Origin of the sequence: Aurantimonas sp. 22II-16-19i, from assembly GCF_002088275.1 — a bacterium.
Classification (GTDB): domain Bacteria; phylum Pseudomonadota; class Alphaproteobacteria; order Rhizobiales; family Rhizobiaceae; genus Jiella.
Window position 1 is genome coordinate 25,885 of record NZ_AQQS01000044.1, and the last position, 18,851, is coordinate 44,735.

General features: G+C 61.8%; 17 protein-coding genes. 8 read left to right on the top strand and 9 right to left on the bottom strand.

Annotated features, from left to right (window positions below):
- Positions 1-61 precede the first annotated feature (61 nt).
- From ATO4_RS23885 to ATO4_RS23905, 5 genes are all read right to left on the bottom strand, one after another.
- The gene (locus ATO4_RS23885; protein ID WP_083594287.1) at positions 62-2,149 is read right to left on the bottom strand and encodes a terminase gpA endonuclease subunit; all 2,088 of its coding nucleotides are present in this window, start codon (positions 2,147-2,149) and stop codon (positions 62-64) included.
- Positions 2,150-2,155: 6 nt separating this feature from the next.
- Entirely contained in the window at positions 2,156-2,809 is a 654-nt protein-coding gene (locus tag ATO4_RS23890) for a hypothetical protein (protein WP_083594288.1), read from the bottom strand.
- A 385-nt stretch (positions 2,810-3,194) separates the two neighbouring features.
- Complete coding sequence (locus ATO4_RS23895; RefSeq protein ID WP_176223142.1) at positions 3,195-3,746, bottom strand: transcription termination/antitermination NusG family protein; 552 nt, start codon at positions 3,744-3,746, stop codon at positions 3,195-3,197.
- A 458-nt stretch (positions 3,747-4,204) separates the two neighbouring features.
- On the bottom strand, positions 4,205-5,971 hold the full coding sequence (locus ATO4_RS23900) for a phage/plasmid primase, P4 family (protein ID WP_176223143.1): 1,767 nt from the start codon (positions 5,969-5,971) through the stop codon (positions 4,205-4,207).
- Between the two features lie 20 nt (positions 5,972-5,991).
- The gene (locus tag ATO4_RS23905) at positions 5,992-6,582 is read right to left on the bottom strand and encodes an MT-A70 family methyltransferase (RefSeq protein ID WP_083594291.1); all 591 of its coding nucleotides are present in this window, start codon (positions 6,580-6,582) and stop codon (positions 5,992-5,994) included.
- Between the two features lie 29 nt (positions 6,583-6,611).
- Between ATO4_RS23905 and ATO4_RS23910 the strand changes: the two genes are divergently transcribed.
- Positions 6,612-7,304, top strand: coding sequence for a hypothetical protein (locus ATO4_RS23910; RefSeq protein WP_139802660.1), 693 nt, complete (start codon positions 6,612-6,614; stop codon positions 7,302-7,304).
- 5 nt (positions 7,305-7,309) lie between these two features.
- On the opposite strand, the gene ATO4_RS23915 is transcribed toward ATO4_RS23910, so the two are convergent.
- On the bottom strand, positions 7,310-8,566 hold the full coding sequence (locus ATO4_RS23915) for a primase-helicase zinc-binding domain-containing protein (RefSeq protein ID WP_083594293.1): 1,257 nt from the start codon (positions 8,564-8,566) through the stop codon (positions 7,310-7,312).
- Between the two features lie 128 nt (positions 8,567-8,694).
- Here ATO4_RS23915 and ATO4_RS23920 point away from each other — a divergent pair, with 128 nt between their 5' ends.
- The 3 genes from ATO4_RS23920 (at position 8,695) to ATO4_RS23930 (ending at position 10,179) form a co-directional block, all read left to right on the top strand.
- Positions 8,695-8,889: a hypothetical protein gene (locus ATO4_RS23920; protein ID WP_083594303.1), complete on the top strand. Its 195-nt coding sequence runs from the start codon at positions 8,695-8,697 to the stop codon at positions 8,887-8,889.
- Positions 8,890-8,967: 78 nt separating this feature from the next.
- A complete protein-coding gene (locus tag ATO4_RS23925; RefSeq protein WP_083594294.1) occupies positions 8,968-9,414 on the top strand; it encodes a hypothetical protein in 447 nt (148 codons plus the stop codon).
- A 225-nt stretch (positions 9,415-9,639) separates the two neighbouring features.
- On the top strand, positions 9,640-10,179 hold the full coding sequence (locus tag ATO4_RS23930; RefSeq protein ID WP_139802661.1) for a hypothetical protein: 540 nt from the start codon (positions 9,640-9,642) through the stop codon (positions 10,177-10,179).
- An 8-nt stretch (positions 10,180-10,187) separates the two neighbouring features.
- Here ATO4_RS23930 and ATO4_RS23935 read toward each other — a convergent pair whose 3' ends face one another.
- Complete coding sequence (locus ATO4_RS23935) at positions 10,188-10,505, bottom strand: hypothetical protein (RefSeq protein WP_083594296.1); 318 nt, start codon at positions 10,503-10,505, stop codon at positions 10,188-10,190.
- The gene (locus tag ATO4_RS23940) at positions 10,502-10,999 is read right to left on the bottom strand and encodes a phage regulatory CII family protein (RefSeq protein WP_083594297.1); all 498 of its coding nucleotides are present in this window, start codon (positions 10,997-10,999) and stop codon (positions 10,502-10,504) included. The genes ATO4_RS23935 and ATO4_RS23940 overlap by 4 nt, the downstream gene beginning before the upstream one ends.
- A 432-nt stretch (positions 11,000-11,431) precedes the next feature.
- Between ATO4_RS23940 and ATO4_RS23950 the strand changes: the two genes are divergently transcribed.
- Positions 11,432-12,040 carry a S24 family peptidase gene (locus tag ATO4_RS23950; RefSeq protein ID WP_139802662.1) on the top strand — a complete coding sequence of 203 codons (609 nt, stop codon included), beginning with the start codon at positions 11,432-11,434 and terminating at the stop codon, positions 12,038-12,040.
- A 276-nt stretch (positions 12,041-12,316) separates the two neighbouring features.
- On the opposite strand, the gene ATO4_RS23955 is transcribed toward ATO4_RS23950, so the two are convergent.
- Positions 12,317-13,501 carry a hypothetical protein gene (locus ATO4_RS23955; protein WP_083594299.1) on the bottom strand — a complete coding sequence of 395 codons (1,185 nt, stop codon included), beginning with the start codon at positions 13,499-13,501 and terminating at the stop codon, positions 12,317-12,319.
- Between the two features lie 1,090 nt (positions 13,502-14,591).
- On the opposite strand from ATO4_RS23955, the gene ATO4_RS27910 reads away from it, so the two are divergent.
- From ATO4_RS27910 to ATO4_RS23970, 3 genes are read left to right on the top strand one after another with little or no spacing between them, the layout of a single operon-like run.
- Positions 14,592-14,951, top strand: coding sequence for a hypothetical protein (locus tag ATO4_RS27910; RefSeq protein ID WP_176223144.1), 360 nt, complete (start codon positions 14,592-14,594; stop codon positions 14,949-14,951).
- Complete coding sequence (locus ATO4_RS23965) at positions 14,948-17,272, top strand: ATP-binding protein (RefSeq protein ID WP_083594301.1); 2,325 nt, start codon at positions 14,948-14,950, stop codon at positions 17,270-17,272. The genes ATO4_RS27910 and ATO4_RS23965 overlap by 4 nt, the downstream gene beginning before the upstream one ends.
- The gene (locus ATO4_RS23970) at positions 17,269-18,513 is read left to right on the top strand and encodes a hypothetical protein (protein WP_083594302.1); all 1,245 of its coding nucleotides are present in this window, start codon (positions 17,269-17,271) and stop codon (positions 18,511-18,513) included. Before ATO4_RS23965 ends, ATO4_RS23970 begins: the two co-directional genes overlap by 4 nt.
- Positions 18,514-18,851: the final 338 nt, after the last annotated feature.

Below are 18,851 nucleotides of genomic sequence, written 5' to 3' on the forward strand. Positions count from 1 at the left end.
GCAGCCGGGAGCGGGCCCCCGCGCAGTGCGGCAGCCGCTTGCCTGATACGCGAAAGGACCATCAGCCGTTCAGCTTCTTGGAAATGTCGGAAAGCCGCGGCCGAGGCGCGGCCGGGGACGTTAAAGGGCGGGCGAACGGGCTTTCGTCGGCCGCGGAGAAGAGATCGTCGTCTGCGGTGACGCCGTGGACGGAGACCAGAAGGTCGGCCCAGCGGTCGATCGTCAGCGCCCGCTTCTTTTCGAGATATGACGCGATGGCCAGAGCATAGACCGTCGCGTCGAACCAATCGTTCTTGCGACCCGGGATCTGCTTCCACTGCCGCTGCGCACTGGCGCTGACGAGCCGGGAGCGCCGGCCCTTGGCATTCTTGACGGTTTCGTCCGGATCGACGAGCCGTTCGGCCGTCAGCTCCTGCGCAAAACCTTCGTCGCAGAGTTCGGCAGGCATCATGATGGTGTTGCGAGGATAGGCGCCATCGGCGCCCGGACCCTGGACGAAATTGGCAAGACCCGCGACGAGTTCGGTCTTCACGTCGTAGAGGCCGATGGGGTAGCCGAGAACGCTCGCGACGATGCGTCCGCGGTGATCCTTGATCTCGCGCTTCTTCGGCGTGCCAACCCAGGGGCGGCCGGGTTGATGCAGTCCGTCGACGGGCAGAATGCCGGGGCGGCTCGCGCAGAAGCGATAGACCCTGTCGGTCGCAAAACCGCTGTCGATTGCGGACAGATCGATGCCCTTGCGACCACTGCCCGCCGTCGGGTAGTCGCGCTGCAAGGCGTCGGCAAGTGCGATCCACGGTTCGTCGCTGCGGGTCGGATCGCCTTCGAAGACATGGCGGTCGATCAGCCATCGCTGGCCTCGTGCGCCGATGGCATAGACGAGCCATTTGATCCCGTAGCCCTGCACGTCGGCGGCCGATACGACGATGCCGGCCTGGGACGGGACGCGTCGCGCTTCGAAGGGCTTGAGCCGCGTCGCCTCGACGATCGCTTCCCAGTCGATCGTCAACCCGCCCGGATCGTAGGGCTCGGCGAGATCCTGCTGCATGAAGACGCGCAGCTTGGTCGTGTCGCCCTCGGCGGCTTCGGCGCGATCCGCGATATCGCCGAAGCGCTCCTTCGGTGCGTAGGCTGCCCAAAGATGGTAGCTCGGCTGCCATCCGCGGCAGCGCCCCTCGCACGGTTCGCACCGGAAGCGGAGGATCTCGTTCGCCGCGATCACCTGGGGAACCGGTGCTTCGCCTGCCCTGACCCGCGTCGCGATCCAGTGACCGCCCGCCAGCATCTCGGCCTTGTGCCCGTCGACGATCTTGCCATCGCATGAGAGGCATCGCAGATGCGCCGGCCCATCCTCATCCGCGTTGCGCAGCTGCTCGAAGACGAGCGGCTGGTAGGTTCCGCAATGCGGGCATGGCACATAGAAGTACCGGCGATCGCCGGCCTCGAAGTCCGAAGTGATCGCGCAATCACCGGCGAGGCCGGGCGTCGAGCCCTGCCATTCCTTGGCCAGATCACCATACATCTTCTGCCGCGCCCGCGCCTGGTCGCGCGGCGAACCTCGACCGTCGACGTCCAGCGGATAGCCAGTCACCTCGTCCATCGCCAGATACTTGATCGAGACCATCTGCAGGCCCTTCGATGAGCCGGCATTGACGATCTGGGCAAAGCCGCCGGCGAACCGTTTGAAGGCTGTCGTTGATCCTTCCTCATCCCGGCTGTTGGCCGGCTTGACCTTGTGGCGAATGCGCGGGCTGGCGTCGATGGTCGGCTGCAGCTTGATCCGGTTGAACTTCGTCGCTTCCTCGAGCGTCGGAAGGACGATCATCATCGAGCCAGGGGACTGGTCGACGATGTAGCCGAACCAGTTTTCGATCGCCGTCGACTTGCCGAGCTGCGCCGCCCAGCGGCAGGTGACGCGCCGGGCCGGATGATCCGGATGCAGGCAATCCTGCGGCTCGCGCAGATACGGGACGCGCGCCGTTCGAAACGGTCCTGGCCAGGGGGAGCCTGACTCCGGAGACACGACACGATGCCGGTCTGCCCATTCCGAGATCGTCAGCTCGTCCACCGGCCGCGAGGCCGAGGCGAGCGCATCCAGCAGCACGGCCGCGCCATGTGGCAGATCCGGGAAGGTCTCGCGAATTCCCACAGTGGCCTACTGCAGCAACCCGGCCGACGCCGCCGGCCCATCCGAAGCCCCGTCCGCCTGGTCGGCCGCCGTCGCATCGACCTCGCGCCGGAAGCGATCAAGGCCGTCGAGGACGTCTCGATGGAACGAATCCAGCCCCTTGCGCGCAAAGGATTTCAACGCGCTGCGGACAGTCCGCTCGTCCCAGCCGTATCGCAGCGACAGGTCGCTCGCCTCGCTCTCGACGGACCTGTCGAAAGCGTTCCGCATGCGGCCGATCGCGTCCCTGCCCATTTCGTCGACCTCGGCCGTCGGGGTCAGTTCACGCTTGCGGCGGGCGAGGTTCAGCTCGCGATCCTGTGCCTGCGCTGCGATGTTGCGCGCCGCCCAGTCCGCTTGGCTGCCGCCGAAGCGCTTGTCGGCGGTCGGCGTGGCCGACGGTTTGCCTCCGTCGCGCCCGCGCCCCTCGTCGACGAGCCTGATGTTTTCGCTGCGATGGGCGCGGACGGCCTCGAAGTCGACGAGTGTCGACTTCCCCGATTCCCGCTTCTGAAGCGCATCGCCATGTTGATCGAGATATCGCGACAATGTCGACCGATCGACGCCCAGACGCCGAGATGCCTCTGTGATCGAGACCCAGTCGCCGGCATTCGGCGCACTGAAGCGCTCATGATCCGTCACTGTCGCCTCCCTCGCACCATGTGCCGCCAACCTGTGATCATGAAGTGCCGCGGCCGCAGTGAGACCGGTTTCGTGCATGCATGCGTGCGTCACGTGTGGTACGTGTACCGCTTTCCGCCCCGCCCACTACCGAACCTGTACGGCTAAAGCCGACTGTCCGGCTTCATTTGCTGCAGGAGGAACCTTACCCGGGGGGAGCCCCAGCAAGCCGGCGTTGAGGCGAGCCGCAGCTTCAGGCGGGCAAGACGCCCCATACCCCTTAAACGCAGAAGGGCCCGCCAAAGCGAGCCCATAAACCTCCCTAGCGCCGGGTGACGATCTCCCGACTATTGCCCCGGCGAGTCACATGGCCGCTCAGAACAGGCATTCTCCGTCGCGAGTGAAGCTAGGCGACGCGATCGAGCGCGTCAACAGGCACACTCACCTCGTTCATGCCGCCGAAGACGGATATCAACAGGCGGATCGCCTTGCGGCTGTCCGCATCCACCACCTGCCCCACGAAACCGGAGAACGGCCCGGTCGCGATCCGTGCGTCGTCGCCTTCCTTGAAACCATGCCGTCCGCTCGCCCGCTGCCGCCGCGCGCTCTCGAAACGCAGCCGGTTCTCCGTTTCGGCCAGCTGCAATGCCTCCACCTCGTCAAACGGTAGAGCCTTCGGCGTGCCGTCGACGCCGAGCACGCCCTTCACCCCATGGCACTCGCGCACCAGGCCCCAATGTCGGCGCGCCGGATCGGAAGGCATCATCAGGAAGACATAGCCGACGAGCAGAGGAAATGTCCGCTCGATCGTCTTCTTCGTGCGATGATGGACGATCAGCTTGCGCCCCTTCGGCAGATAGGCCTCAAAGCCCCTCGCCCCGAGCGTGACGATCGCCCGGTCCTCGCAGCGCGGATTGGTCCGCACCGCGAACCACTCCGCACCGGCGCCATAGATCACCGCCGGAGCGGCCTTTGCCGGCGCCGACCACGCCCCATTGCCCTGCAGAAACGCCTCTTGGGCAGCTAGGGAAGGAAGCTTTGCCCGGTTCGTGCTTGCTGCCCATCGTTCCAGTTTTCTAATCCTTTGTTTTATATCAGATATTTCTGTTCTTGGGTCGCTAGGGCGGCTAGGGAGGCAAGTCTCACCCTACGTATGAGAGACGATTATCCTCTCTCGTCGCCGGCCTCTTTCCTCACGCGCGCATATGCGTGACGCGAGACCTTGCCTCCCTAGCCGCCCTAGCGACCCAATCCCCTGCGCCGCAGGCCCTCCCGAACCCTCCGCATTGGGCAGCAAGCGGCATGGCCACCTCGCTTGCGTCCCTAGCTGCCCATTTTGGCGCCGGGGCGGGCAGCCAGGTCCGCGCCATCTCTCGGCGGCCAAGCGTTTTTCGGGAGGTGCGGAGGCGCGCATGATCAATCCCGCGGCGCAAATTCGCGGCCTATCGGCGCGCCGAGGTCCGGCCCGCCGCGAAAGGCGTCCTTGATCCGGATGCCGGCATAGACGGTGCCACCGCTCTTCATCCGCACGAATTGCCGCATGCGCCCGTCCGGGCTCTTCCAGGCCTGCTTGGCCTTGTCCGGCAGCCGCCGGTTGAAGGTGGCCGCGCCATAGGGCGTCAGTCCCTCGCGCTGGGAAAAGCGGATATAGGCCTCGTGCATTTCGCCGGGCGTCACCCGGTCGCCCGGCTCGCCGGTCACCTCGCAGCCACCGCGCACGAACGCCCCGACCGGGTCGGAATCCTCCCGGTGCTCCTGCACAGCGGTCAAAAGCTCGTCGGGCGGATGCAGCCCGTCGAGGGTCAGATATTCCAGCGCGCCGGCGATCATCCAGGCGAGAATGCCGTTGCGTTCGGCGAGCAGCTTGTCGGGCAGCGAGCGGTCCCGCTCGGCGGCGGGGATCTGCACCGGCCATTCGAACAGATGGACGCGCCGCCAGATCCCGTCGTCGTCGCCCCGGATGATCGGCTTGTGATTGCCGGTGATGACGAATTTCGCCTTGATGGTGATCTCGACGAAGTCCTGATGCAGCTTGCGCACGGCGATCTTGTCGTCGCCGGTGAGAAGCTTGATCAGCCCTTCCTTCAGCCGCGCCGTCTCGTCGCCTTCCGAGGCGAAACAGGCATAGGCGCCGTTCAGCCGGGCGAGATCGGGCGTCGCGTCCGCCCCGCCCCGCCGCACATCGCCGGTAAAGCTCTCGATGCCGAGCGTCACGGCATAGTCGGACAGGATCTTGCCGACGACGTCGGTGAAGGTCGATTTGCCGTTGGCGCCGATGCCGTAGAAGAAGGCGATCACCTGCTCGCCGGTCAGACCGGTCAGCATGTAGCCGGCGAGCCGTCTGAGATAGGCCCGCATGCGAAGGTCCGGCTGCACCCGGTGCAGAAATTCGATGAAGGTCGGCGCCAGCTGGTGCGCCATCACGTCGAGCTCGGCCTCGCTGAGGAGCGCTGGCCCCGGCGTCGCCGCCTCCGGTCCCGAAGGTCCGGAAGTCGGCGCGAAGAACTCCGCCTCGCAGAGCTTGGTGATGAAGTCTTGGCGCCGGTGCGCGTCGAGTCGCGCCGCCCAGCGATAGCGCGGATCCTCCGGGCAGCTCTCCTCGTCCTCGACCTTGACGAAGCGCACCGTCCCGTTCCGGCAGTTCAGAGCCATCGCGTCGCTGTTCATCGTGTCGACGGTGCGCGAGAGATAGGGCTGCGCTTCCTTCAGCATGTTGTCGAGCTTGGCCGAGTTGCAGGAGGATTTGGCGAATTGCCGCCGCGCCTGCCGGCGCTTTTCCAGCCGCTCGGCGATGTCGTCGCGGGTCTTCACCGCCGCTTCCAGCTTTGCCCAGGCGCGCTTGGCCTCCGGCCCGGCGTCCGGTCCCGGCCTGCCCCGCTTTCCCATTTCCGCTTCGGCGTCGTCGCCGGCCTCGATGAGCAGCGCCTCGCCCTCTTCCACCATGATTTCGGTGCATTCAAAGCGGATCTGCTCGGCCGTCTTGTGCGCCAGCGGGCGCACCACGCTGCCGTCCTCGTCCTCGCGCCAGCGCAGGCCGTCAAAGCCGTGCCAGCCGATCTTGGCGATCGACAGGATGTCCGCGCCGAAGCGATGGCGCAGCCGCCGCCCGTTGCCGATGTCCGTCTCCGCCTCCCGCGCGCACAAAGCGAGCAGCGACACGCCCTCTTCGCTCTTGTCTGTCATGATGTCCGTGCCTGCGATCGTCATGAGGCCAGCGCCTCGAACTTGTCGGCCTCGTTGCCGAAGGCGTCCCAGCCCGGCCGTCTCTGGCGGGCGAAGAGGTCCGCCCGCCGCCCGTCGGGGACGAGCCTTTCCACCAGCTGGTAGAATTCCTCCGGCTTGCGGGAGTGTTCGCGGGCCAGCCCGTCGAGGGCGGCGTCGGCGAGTGTCTCGACGAGGTTCGGCACCTTGCCCCGCGCTATGCGCGATTCGGTGAGGCGGCCGATCAGAAAGGGCTCGCAGACCGAGCGCAGCACGTGCCCGGTGCCCCAGCGCAGCTTGCCGTTCACCGTCCGCTTGGCCCAGACCCCGCCGGTGACGACGCGCAATCCCCAGCCGGCGAGGATTGCCGCTTGGCGGTCGATGAGCGGCCAGGTCGCCCACATCACCACGACGCCCGCCGGCGTCAGCAGATCGCCCACGCGCAGAGCCGCGATCTCCGCCAACGTCATCGTCTGATATTGCGCCTCGGGGCTCTTCTCGAGGCCCTTGTCCGAATAGGCTTCCCACGGCCATGGTGGATCGATCACCACCAGGTCATAGACGAAGAGCGGCAGGCCGAAGTCGAGGGCCATCACGCCACGCCCCCTTGGAGATTGACGGAATGCCCAAGCCCACGCCGGAGATCGGCTTTTACGCCAAGCATGCCGCGCTCATCGCGGCCTTCGGCTTCGGCGGCTTCGTTGCGATGTGGATCTTGGACTATGCAGTGGTCCGCGCGGATTGGTGCCCCGGTGCGCCGAGCCAGTGCTTCCGCGAATGGGTTGGCGCGCTCAGCGGCTGGGCTGCCGCAGCCGGCGCGCTGTTGGCGGCGTTTCTCACCCTTCCAGAACTTCGTAGGCAGGCGGCCGAAGCGCGCAGGCAAACGGATTTCGTCGTCGGCGATGCCACACCAGAAATCACCGCGATTGCCGGTTTGGGCGCGGAAGAAAGCATCGCGCTGAAAATTACAAACTGGAACCGGCGCGCTATCAAAATGGAGACATTGAAGATACGCTTTACAACCAACGCCTGGAAGCTTCATAGCTTCAAATACCCCGCAGACGAGGCAATTGGAGGGGAAAATTACATTTCCTACGTGCCAGAAGATTGGTTTTTTCGTCTCTTCCTTGATGGTTGGACCGATCGATCGAGATCGCCCCCATCGGTTACAGTTGAAATATTTCTGACAATGGATGATCCAGAAGAAGAAGATGCTGGAGAATCGTATATTTCCGTTACATATACTACAGCTGGTAACCCAAACTCGATTCGAGAAATAGTGACGGCCGTCGAGGAATTCCCTCAAATCTGGTAAGTTGATCACGCCGCCACCTCCCCAAAATCCGTCCCCGCCGGCGCCATGACCACCGCCACCGTCCGTCCGCCCCGCTCGTGCCGTCTCGCCCCGCGCTTCATCGCCGCGCGCGTCGCCACCGGTTCCGAGTCCCCGTCCCCGAGCAGCACCAGCTCGGTGATGTGACCCGGCACCGGCATCGCCACGCTGTCCGGGTCCGGCTCCTGCCCCTGCACCCACACCGGCCGCTTGCGCCCGGCCGTGTCGCGACGCACCGCGTTCGGATGCCGAAACCGGCTCTCCCGCGTCGCCCCGCCGCACAGATTCCCGAGGTCGCCGGCGGCGCAATAGAAGGTATTTTCGTCGAACCCCTCGCGCTGGCCGAAGCCGAGAACCGTCTCGATCCCCTCGCCTGCCACCATCCGCCGCGCGGTCGAGAGCCGCCCGACGAGCGGGATCACCCCGCCAGCCTTTGACCCCCGCATCTTCTTCGTCGGCAGGAACGCGCCCGGCTCCTGGCGGTCGGCGATCGCCGGGCGGAACTTCGCGGGCGCGTCGAGATCGATCCAGGTCTGATGCAGACCGACAATCCGCCAGCTTCCGGTCTCCGGCACGACGAAGACGGCGACCATCGCCGGCCCCTCATGCAGCGCCGCGTTCCGCCCCTCGGCATCGCGGCCCCAATAGGTGAGTCTTGGCACGCAGCGCAGATAGGCCGGGTTCACCTGCGAGGGATCGAGGCCCCGCGCGACGAGATAGCGCTCGGCCTCCGAGCCGAAAAACGCCCCCGCCGCGCTCCAGATATCGAGGCACCGGTCGAGCTCGCGCCGGCGATAGAACGCCGCCTCGCTCTCCCGCTGTCGCTCCCGCTCCGCCGCCTCTTCGCGCAGCTGTGCCGCCCGCGCCTCCGCCGCCCGCCGCCGCCGTGCCGCCTCGGCCAGATCCGCCGCGCTCCTCGCCGGCCCCGGCCGATCCCGCCCGAGCAGCACCTCGCAGGCGTCGAGAAAATCGGCCCCCGTCATCTTCTGATAGAGCCCGATGGCGTCGCCGCCGCCGCAGCCCCGGCAGTTATAGACGTTCTTGCCCCGATCCATGGAAAACCGGTCGCGACCGCCACAGGCCGGGCACGGCCCGACATACTTCGCCCCGCCGGGACCCTGCGCCCGGACGCTCTGCCGCGCCGTGCCGATCACCCCGCCGCCGCGCTGGAAGGCCTCGACCACGGAGATCGCCCGCGCCTCGGCGACGAAGGCGTCCATCTCGCCTGTCCGATCTCCGCTCATGCCGCCGCCCGTGCGAAGGTCATCGGGCCGGACGCTCGACGATCACCCGGATTCGCACTTTTTTGTGCGAAAACAATTGCCAGTCGCACAGGAATGTGCGAAACAAGATGCATCGAAAGGAGGTCGAAATGAAGCGCGAAGCCCTGATCAGAGAGCTTCGCAAACGGGCCAGAAAGGAAGACGTCGCATTCGAAGTCTTCGAGGTGGCCGGCAAGGGGTCCCACTACCGCATTCGCTACGGCGACAGGGTAACGACCCTCAAATCCGGTGAACTGCCGCCCGGTTACGTCGCTCTGATCAAGAAGCAGCTCGGGATCGACTGATCCCGGGCTTCTCACCCGGCAACGCGCAACATTCCGGCCGTAGATGGCCCCCAGGACAGGACAGGACAGGAGAACTCGATGTTCGCAACCACCTATCTCGCAAAGCTCGAACCCGCCGACGACGGCAACGTCTATGTCGCATTCCCGGACATCCCCGAGGCCCTGACCTTCGGCGAGGATCGCGCCGACGCTAAGGTCCAGGCCGCCGATGCTCTCGCCGTTGCCCTTCTGGCCCGGGCCAAGGACGGGACGCCTTTGCCCCCGGCCGCTGCCAGTCCTGCCGCGGATCTGACGGCGATCGCCCTGCCGCTGGAAGCCGCGCTGAAGCTGGCGGTGATCACCGCCTTTGCAGACGCCGGCCTTTCCAAGACCGAACTCGCCCGCCGTCTCGGCCGCCGCGAGACCGAGGCCCGCCGTATTCTCGACCCGGCCCACCCGACGAAGCTCGCCACCCTCGAGGCGGCGCTTGCCGCGCTCGGCCAGCGGGCGCGGCTGACGGTCGAGCCGATGGAGGAAGCCGCCTGAGGCGAGCGCCTTCGCGCTTGCGCAGATCTGAAATACAAGAGGGGCGAGACTTCTGCTATGATAGGATGTTGGAGTAAGACACTGAAGGCGATATGCCAAGGATACTGGCCGTACGCTGCCGTCCTGTTCATTGGGTGGCTGATCGGCCAATTCTTCCAGTTCTACCCCCAAAGACCCCTTGATACGCTGGGCGCTTTGAGCGGCTGGGCCGCAGGAGTAGGTGCGTTGGCAGCTGCCCTGATAACTCTTCAGCCACTGCGAAAGCAGCTGCATGAAATGCGGCTGCAGACACAATTCATGACAGGCGGAGATGAGCCCACCGTTGATGCCTACCAAGCTTGGTCGGACGGCTCCGAAGGATTGGCGTCGGGATCTGCAGAGGTTTTCGTTCGCATCGTCAATTGGAATAGAAAAAGTCTGTTCATTGAACGGCTTGAAGCAGACTTGTCCGCCGATGAGCACCAACTTCAACCGAACTATTTCTCGGTCCGGAACTCTGGCGCCAAACAGAAGTACGAAGGCGAGGAGTTGGACAAGCGGCTGTTGTCTCGGACACCCATCGTTTTCCGAAAGCCCCTCTACCTTTATGGGTGGGAGGACCGTTCTGCCGGACCGAATGCAATCCATCTGAACTTCTGGCTGCACACAGACATCGCGACCGTTACAGAGCGAGAGGTGAAGATCCGCGTGATCGGGTTTCACATCAACGAAGAACCAGGCACGTTTCAGCGCGAACCGATCATTCGCCTTCGATCGAAAAACTGACGGGGACCTCATGACGACCCCATGTTGTCACGGGCCCTCGTCCCTCCGGTTTTCTGAGACGTTACACGCCCGCCACTTATCAGCAGCGCCGCGTTCTCCCGCCACAAGAGCCCCGTGACGGCATCCCCATCCCGCCCGCCGCCAACGCTCTCCGCCATTCGCGTCAGCGCTGCCCCGAAGCTGACGCGCGACAGCGCTACCCCACCCCGCCAGCGCTGGAACGCGTCGAAACTCTCGAAGGCATTGCCGACATGCACCCGGCCGCCCGGGCGCGCGATCATGTGGGCGTGCACGAAGGCGCGCACACTCTCCGGATACGTGGTCATTTCGCCCCCTCGGCGATGGCTTTGAGATGAAGATCGTGGGCGACGAGATCGGTGATCGCCCGCGCCAGATGCTCGCGCATCCTCAAGCTGACGACTTCGTCGGCCGAGACGTCGTTGTCGGTCTCGAGCGCGATCGAGAGATCGGCGATCACCGTCTGCATGTCGCAAAGGATCTCGCGGATCGTCCGCTGCCACGCCTCGCCCCCGGCGCTCGTCTCCGGCAGCCGCGTGAACACGCCGCCGGCGGCCTGCGCCATGTCTTCGGCCAGCGCGATGCAGCCATAGCGCTCGGTGATCTGCCGCGCCCGCACATAGGAGAATTCGCCGGCCTGGTCGGGATCGAGCGCCTTGTAGAGCGTGCCCTCGGAGACCGAGAGAAACGCCGCCACCTCGGCCATGCCGAGCTGCGGCTCGCCGCGGGCGCCCTGCCCGATTTCGGCAAAGGCGGCGGCAAGGGCCGCATGGGCGCCGCGGCGGGGCTTTTGCGGCCTCATTGGTCGGCCTCCGCGTCCTCGGCAAAACCGGTGGGACGTTGCCGTTGCTCGGCTGGGGCCCATGCGGAATTCTGGCAGCCATGATTACGGACGCACTCACCACTGACAGGCTCGCTTGCGACCTCGTCGGGCTTTCCGATCCACTGTCGGGCGAGCCATTCGACTGTGACCTGAGGGATGCCGCAGGCAGCACTGGCCGCGACCACGCTCGGCCAGTGCTGGGGAGCAATCCGCTCCCGTCGGCGCATTTGGCGCGCAGCCTCATACCCACAGCCTACGGACGCTGCGAAATCACCGATTGTCGGCCACAAGCCTATGAGGGCTGATACGGAAGCTGGTTCGTCGTTCATGAAGGAAACGTACATATCGTACGGCGATAGAACAAGAGAAAATCGTACACATTGGACGACAAATTTCGTCCAGAATGTACGCATGCATCCGTCATCCCAAAGATTGCGGCAGGCCCGCATTGCCGCTGGCTTCGCGACCGCAAAGGACGCCGCGGCGTCTTTACGCGTCAATCAGAACACTTGGACGAGCAACGAAAACGGCAATCGGCCGGTCTCGAAAAAGATGGCGCCGGTCTACGCCGAAAAGCTCGGAATCGACCCAGGATGGCTTCTGTACGGCGAGGAACAGCGCGAGCGTCAGCCGATCGACGTGCCGCTGGTTTCTTGGGTGAGCGCCGGAAAACTTCAGCAAAGCGAGGGCGTCACGCCGGCCCAGATCGAGACTTTCGTCCCTGTCTCCAATCTGCCACGGGGCGATTGGATTGCTTTGACGGTGGCAGGCGACTCAATGAACCGCATCGCGCCGGAAGGCTCGATTATCATCGTCAACAGGGCTGACGACGCGCTCCTCAACGATCGCTTTTATGTCTTCGCTGCAGCGGGGGGAGAAGCCACATTTAAGCAGTGGCGGTCTGACCCGCGTCCGATGCTGCGGCCGTATTCAACCAACCTTGACCACCTCGCGATCCCGGCAGCGGCCGACGAATACTATGTGGTTGGCCGCGTTCGCAGGATCATCACTGATGTGTAAGTCAGTGAAGGAGTGGTAGTCCGGCAAACCATTTTGCCGCCTGGTGGGCAGAAAAGGCGTCGATCCGTAAACGTTTGTACCTGCCAGTAAGCCGTCGCCCTATATTGCCTTTGCCGGAGCCGAAAAGCGATCGTTGGCTCTGGCCAAGGTGCAGGCCTCAGCCTGACCGAATTGGCAGAGAGAAATACGGATCGGCTTATTCCCGGACGTCGACGCAACCATGGTCTGGCGCATTCGCGCGCCCCGCGAGGCAAGACCACCCAGTATGCCCGCCCATCAAGCTGCACGGCAAGATAGGACAGTCTCCGTCCGCATACGCTTCGAAAGTGCATCCCCGAAAACAGGAAGGTAGCGGCTCGCAGTGGGTAAGTCCCGCTCGCGTTTTCCAACTACTGACATTCCGGCCAATTCCACCGCTCTGGCGACGCCGTTGGAGTTGTCGATAAAGCGCCCCTTCACGCAGCTGTTGCCCACGACGAACGTTGCAAGCCCACCAGGCTTCAGCACGCGCGCAATTTCACCTGTCATACGCAACACATCGACTGCGTATCTTTCCATGATACCCTCTAGTCGTGGGCCAAGCCGCTCGGAGCCGCGCATCGCGGCTAGAACAGAGGCAGATGAAGCCTGCAACGTATGGCCGTCGGAACGGCGCTCTGCTCCAATCGACTCCGAGCGGATCCTGCGAAGAGTTGGGATCGAATGACCAAGCCAGACGAGCGACATCCTGTGGCCACGCATGTAATCGATGGCGTTGAGGTAGGGTGGCGAGGTGATTACGCCATCGACGCTGTTGTTTGGCAGATTTAGCGCCCTTGCGTCCCCCACGTTTAGATCGGCGGGGGCTCGGGGTGGATCCTTTGCGAGGCGATTGCGCAGTTGGTTAACCGACCGCACAAAGTTTGGAATCACCCTGTAGTCGGAGCTGGTAGCGACGCGGTGTGGCCGACTGTGGGATGTGTCTCGAGCAAGCGAGGCGGCCTGCTCCTTTGTAATTATGATGCGGCTAAAGCCGACTTTTAGGACGTCGAGCGCTGCCCTTTGACCTGCAGTGAGCAGCTGTCGTCCAAGACGGTCGATTTCGATCGCAAGGCAGGAGAGATCACGGCGCTGGTCGACGTGGAACCAATACTCAATAAAGCGGATCGTCTCTTCGTCCTGCCACTGCGGCGGAACAGGCGTCGCTGCTGATCCGGAAATCCGCGTTAGCACCTCTTCCAGCAGAGTTCCGACATCATCGTCCGTGACTGGCGTTGTCCACACCTTACTCATCAGAACGGCGAGTGGATCAAGGTCATAGCCAACGGCGCGATGACCAGATTCGAGCGCCTGCCGAATCACGGTACCGGAACCCATCATGGGATCGAGCACGAGACTCCCTGCAGGCAAATCGTCCATTGCGACGAGAGCGAGATCTGGCGCCATCCTTGCTGGGAAGGGATGGATCGACTTTACTTTCATTTCCGCGCTCTCACCTGTGCCGAATCACCTACGGTTCATGACCGTTAAACCTTCCAAGCCAGCCCTCCTACCGGCATCTGATTCATTGTACGACCCTTGGAAGGTTGTTAATGTCGCAGTGGTATCTCTACGGACGAAATGAATGACGCAGTGACTGGCCGTATCTGATATGAATCTGACCCGCACCACAATTTCTGGTAGATGGGACGACATAGGCGGTGAAGCTGCCCCGATCTCTGAGGCATGGTCCGCGCGGACAGCGAAAGAGCTTCCCGTTCATCGGATGCACTCGTATCCAGCTCGCTTCCCGGCGTCGATTGTTCACAATGCGCTCGACCATGCGCGTCGCTCTGGAGTCATGGTTCGACAGGTGGCGGATCCATTTTGTGGAAGCGGGACTGTAACCTACGAGGCGTCGCGCTACGGGCTCGACGCATGGGGTTGTGACATTAACCCGGTAGCGACCCTAATCGCGCGCATGAAGAGCGCGCAATTCGATGCCGCGGGTTTCGCGGCGTCCGCTATAAGAGTTGTGGAGCGGTCCGCTACCGCCTCGGATGCACTGACTGTGTCGTCAAATGCTGCAAGGGATCTCTCGCGCTGGTATACGGACGAGCAGTTCTCGGCTCTCGCAAGACTGCGCAATGCGATTCGAGCAGAGGTTGACGAGGGGGGAGATAGCGACGCGCTCGACTTCGCATTCTCTGCGATCACGAAATCTGCTTCACAGTGGCGATCCAGGTCAACAAAGCCAGCCTATGATCCTGAAAAAAAACCGACAAGCGCTGTCGCGGCCTTCTCAACGCGTTGCAATGCTATGGCAAAGGCATGGTCCAGCCGGGACCCCCGTCCATCCGCAGATATTCGAACGTTCACAGGCTGCGCGATAAATTTCAGCGAAGATGTACCGGCAGTCGATCTCATCATCACCAGCCCGCCCTATGCCACGTCCTACGAGTACGCAGACCTTCACCAGCTGTCAGCGCTTTGGTTAGGTTTAGCGGACAGTCGGCAGGATCTACGTCGCGGGGTCATTGGAACGGCGTGCAGGCGAGTCAACCTCAGCATAGCAATGAGGGAGTTGAACCCGGTGGGTATCCGGATCGTTTTCAGCCTATTCAATCGTGATCGTGCGTTGGCGGAGGCGGTCGCTGCATATCTGCTCGACATGCAGAGGGTTGCCGCGCGCTGCCGCCAGTTGCTCCGTCCAGGGGGCATAGCCGTATTCGTGATCGGGAACGCCCAACTACGGGGGATGCAGGTGGACAACGCTGGCCATCTTGCCCGAAGTCTGCTCGAAACGGGATTTGACGGACTGAAGATCGTCAGGCGCAACCTGGCCAACAAGAGCAATACGCCTTACCGGACACCGACGGGCAGACTGTCTGCTTTACCAACGCCAACAACCGTCTATGGGGAGGAGCACATAATTATGGCCCAGTTATCGTGACCGACGAGCCTCTTCGCTTTAAACCGTATGCCCGGCTGCTGACCATGCTCGGTGACCAGCTGATCCGCAACGAGCAGGTTGCGCTAGCCGAGCTCATCAAGAACTCATACGATGCTGACGCCTCTTGGGTGAAAGTTTCGTTCAACGATTTCGATGAGAACTTTAGACCAGGGCCAGCTGCTTCAATTGTCATCGAGGACGATGGTTTGGGCATGTCGTCCGAGCTGATTAGAAACCACTGGGTCAATCCGGCTACGCCGGTGAAGCGACTAGGGAAGAAATCTAATCAGCGCACCACTCCGTCAGGGCGCATCATTCAAGGCGAAAAGGGGATAGGGCGCTTCGCCCTACTCAAACTTGGTCGGGACATACGGATGACGACGCGCCCAACTGGCGCGGCTGACGAGAATGTGGTCGGTCTAAAGCTGGCCGCTTTCGATGAGGATTTCCTCAAGGACGATAGGGCGATGTTCCTCGACGAGCTGGAAATCTCGCTCAATAGCGTTTCACCTGCTGTAACGATAGTCGAAGGCGACGTCGATCTCGGCGGCCGCAAACGTGTTAGGCGTCCTCACGGCACTCGCATCGAGGTATCTCCTCCAATCGGCTCATGGAGCAGGGCCAAGGTTGAGAAGGTTTTTGAAGACCTCGCTCGACTGCAGACTATATTCGGGTCGGATTTTACGCAGGGAGCTATAGACGCCTCTGACGACGTCGATACTGCTGAACTGTCAGATCCGGTCGAGGATGTAGGGCGCGACGCAAGCGCCGAGGAAGCGTCTGAAGACTTTATAATTTACATCTACCGCAACGGCCTACATGAGCCGTTTGGAACCGAGATGCGCGGTCGATTAGCGACGCTGATCGCGGAAAACAGCGTATTTAGAATCGAAGGCAACTACATAGAGGCTACGAGAACTTTCGAATTCAATATTAACGGCAGGTTCCGGATACTTCACCTCGATGACGCAGCGATCACTGGGATGGCCGTCTTTCGAGATTTCCTGAAGCGAAATGAACTCAAGCCAGAAGACGTTTCTGATTTGCGCACCAACTGCGGCCCGTTCGGCTTCTCTTTCTCCGTCTTTGACTTCAGCACAGACGCGAAGGGCCCGCTCCTGCTGGAAAAGGACGACAAAGAATTTATCAAGAAGCACCGAATCTACCTCTACCGCGACGGCGTACGAGTCTACCCGTATGGCGATCCCGACGACGACTGGCTGCTCATCGACGTCCGTCGTGGCACTGTGCGGGCGAGTGAATTTCTCAGCAACGACCAAGTCGTCGGATACGTCAGCATTTCGCAGGAGGACAATGAGGAGCTGCGCGATAAAACTAGCCGGGAGGGCCTCGTCGATACCGGCAAGGCAGTGGACGACTTCCGCTCACTCTTGCAAGTTTTCCTGGCTTGGGTCCGCAAGGACCCTTACCAGCACTATCAGATCGCTCGTAAGCAATCCGGCGACGTCGAGGTATTCAAATCCGGTCGAGTCCAAGATCTTATGGATGCGGCTGTAGAGGCCTCCTCGGCAGAAGGCGTTCCCGCAAGCGTTCGAAACACTATCGCACAGGCGAGCCGCGACTACCGAACAGAGCGACGATATCTCGTGCAACGCGCAGAGAACACTGAGCACCTCGCTGGCGTCGGTCTATCTGTTGAAGCCGCCTCACACGATCTGATGATCGCTTTGCACCGAGCTCTATCCAATCTGGATCGTCTCTCTGCATACGTTGGATCGGACGCTACGATGAACAGAGAGGTATTGACTGCTGAACTCCTGTCCCTGCGTGGCCTGCTCAGCTTCGTCCAGACCCAAATGTCGGACGTGCAACTTCTGTTCCGATCTTCGAAGCAGCGCCGGAAAAATGTGCGGGTCCTCGATCTCGTGGAAAAGGTTGCCAACATTTTCCGTGGACTACTCGAACGCAACCATATTGTGGTCACCGTTGAGACGATTGGCTCGCCGTTGGTGGCCAAGACAACAGACGCTGTGTTGCTCCAGCTGATGCTCAACCTGTTCGACAATGCTGTCTATTGGTTGCAAGGTTCGCCTCCGCCAAGGGAAATAGAGATCTTGCTGGATAGCGAATCGGGGACAATGACTTTCGCCGATAGTGGTCCGGGATTTCGCGATGAGGATCTGCCTTACCTCTTCGAGCCATTCTACTCTGGTAAGGGCGAAGAGGGACGCGGTCTTGGGCTCTACATCGCGCGACAGCTGTTGGAGCGACACGGATATACCCTCGCAGTGGCCGAAAAGGAGCAACGTGTGTTGAAGGGGGCGAACCTTATTGTCTCTTTCGTTAAGGAGGAGAAATGAGCGTCGTCGTACCGAATGTCTTCAAAGGCATCGCTATGGTTATCGACAATGACATCGGCCGTGAGCCCGACGGTATTGATAAAATCATCAAGTCAATCCGCGACAGTGGAGGCCACTTCATTAAAATGGATAGACTCCCTGATATAGCGTATGATCTTGATCATCTGTCCGGCGTTTCCTTTTTCATCATGGACTGGAACCTTGAGGGTGACACCGAAAGCGAGAACTTAGAACTCGGCATTACCAAGCCGGCAGGTCTCAAGGATGCTATGGTTGCAGAAAACATCGCGTTCCTAAAGCGGCTCAGCCGAAGCCGTCACGCGCCCGTTTTCGTCTTCACGAATGAGACGCCGGAGGACGTGCAAGAATTGCTCATGGAGGATGAGGACCTTCGGCCGGACGTTCAAGCGCGGGCGATCACTGTCCAGTCCAAAACCGTAGTTGGCGACCGACTATACGAGGTCTTAGAGAACTGGGCGAATGAAACTCCTTCAGTACTAACATTGAAGTCGTGGGAGAGAAGCCATCGAAAGGCTGCCAACGAGCTTTTCGTCGACCTACACAACCGGACAACCTATTGGCCTGTGATGATGTGGCAGACTTTCCAAGCAGATGGCGTTTTCCCGAAGCTCGAAATGGCGCGGTTGCTTAACCGTCTGGTGGAATCACGCATGGGCGAGCTCGACCTCGACTTAGACCCATTCGTGGGCACGGTTGAAGAGAAGAAAAGCGCAGACGAGGACGATTACCGTCGTTCTATGTTCCGCGTTCTGGAGGGGGAGCGTTTCGTCAGGAACGCGCGTCTGGATGCTGGGTTTTATGCTACCGGGGACGTATTCTCGTTTAGAGTTCCTGACTCTAATCAGGTGACTTACTGGATCAACGTGAGAGCAGAATGTGACTGCTTGCGTGGTGGGGACAGCCACGAGCTCTATCTGCTCCGAACGAAGGAGATTGTTGACGCAGACAACCTCATCGACCCTGACTACGGCGCCATCCTTAAGGAGAAAGACAGCGAGGCTATCGTTTACGCAATGTTTGACGGCCGCACATTTGCGGCCCAGTTTCGAGATTTAAAGCCGGTTAAATTCAAGACATTGAGGAAAGACTACGTACGCGTCGGCAGGTTGCTACCTCCATTCGTGACGCGTTTACAACAACGTTACGCTGCCTATATTCAAAGGCCAGGTTTGCCTCGGATCCCACCGGCTCTTAAGCGCACGGGCGGCGCAGGAGGATAGCAGAAATTCCATCGAGACTTCTCGCGCCGAACCCCACTATACCGAAGGTGAGACTAAAATTCTGGCCGGCTCTGAAGCGATTGTACTCTAGCAACTGACGCGCCACGATCCAGTGGAGGGACCGGCTTAGGCCTCTGGAAAATGAAGGGAGGACGTGCGTTCCGCTGGGCCAGACTGTTCAACGCGCTATAGGGTCGATGGCATAATACCCACCCGGCCTGGACCGCGGCGGCGGGTATCGGCTAGGCGGCTGCCCGCTCATTCCGGTGACTGGCCGACCAGTTCCAGTGAACCGCCCCGGGTTTGCCGGAGGCTCCAACTTCCAAATAGGATGGAGC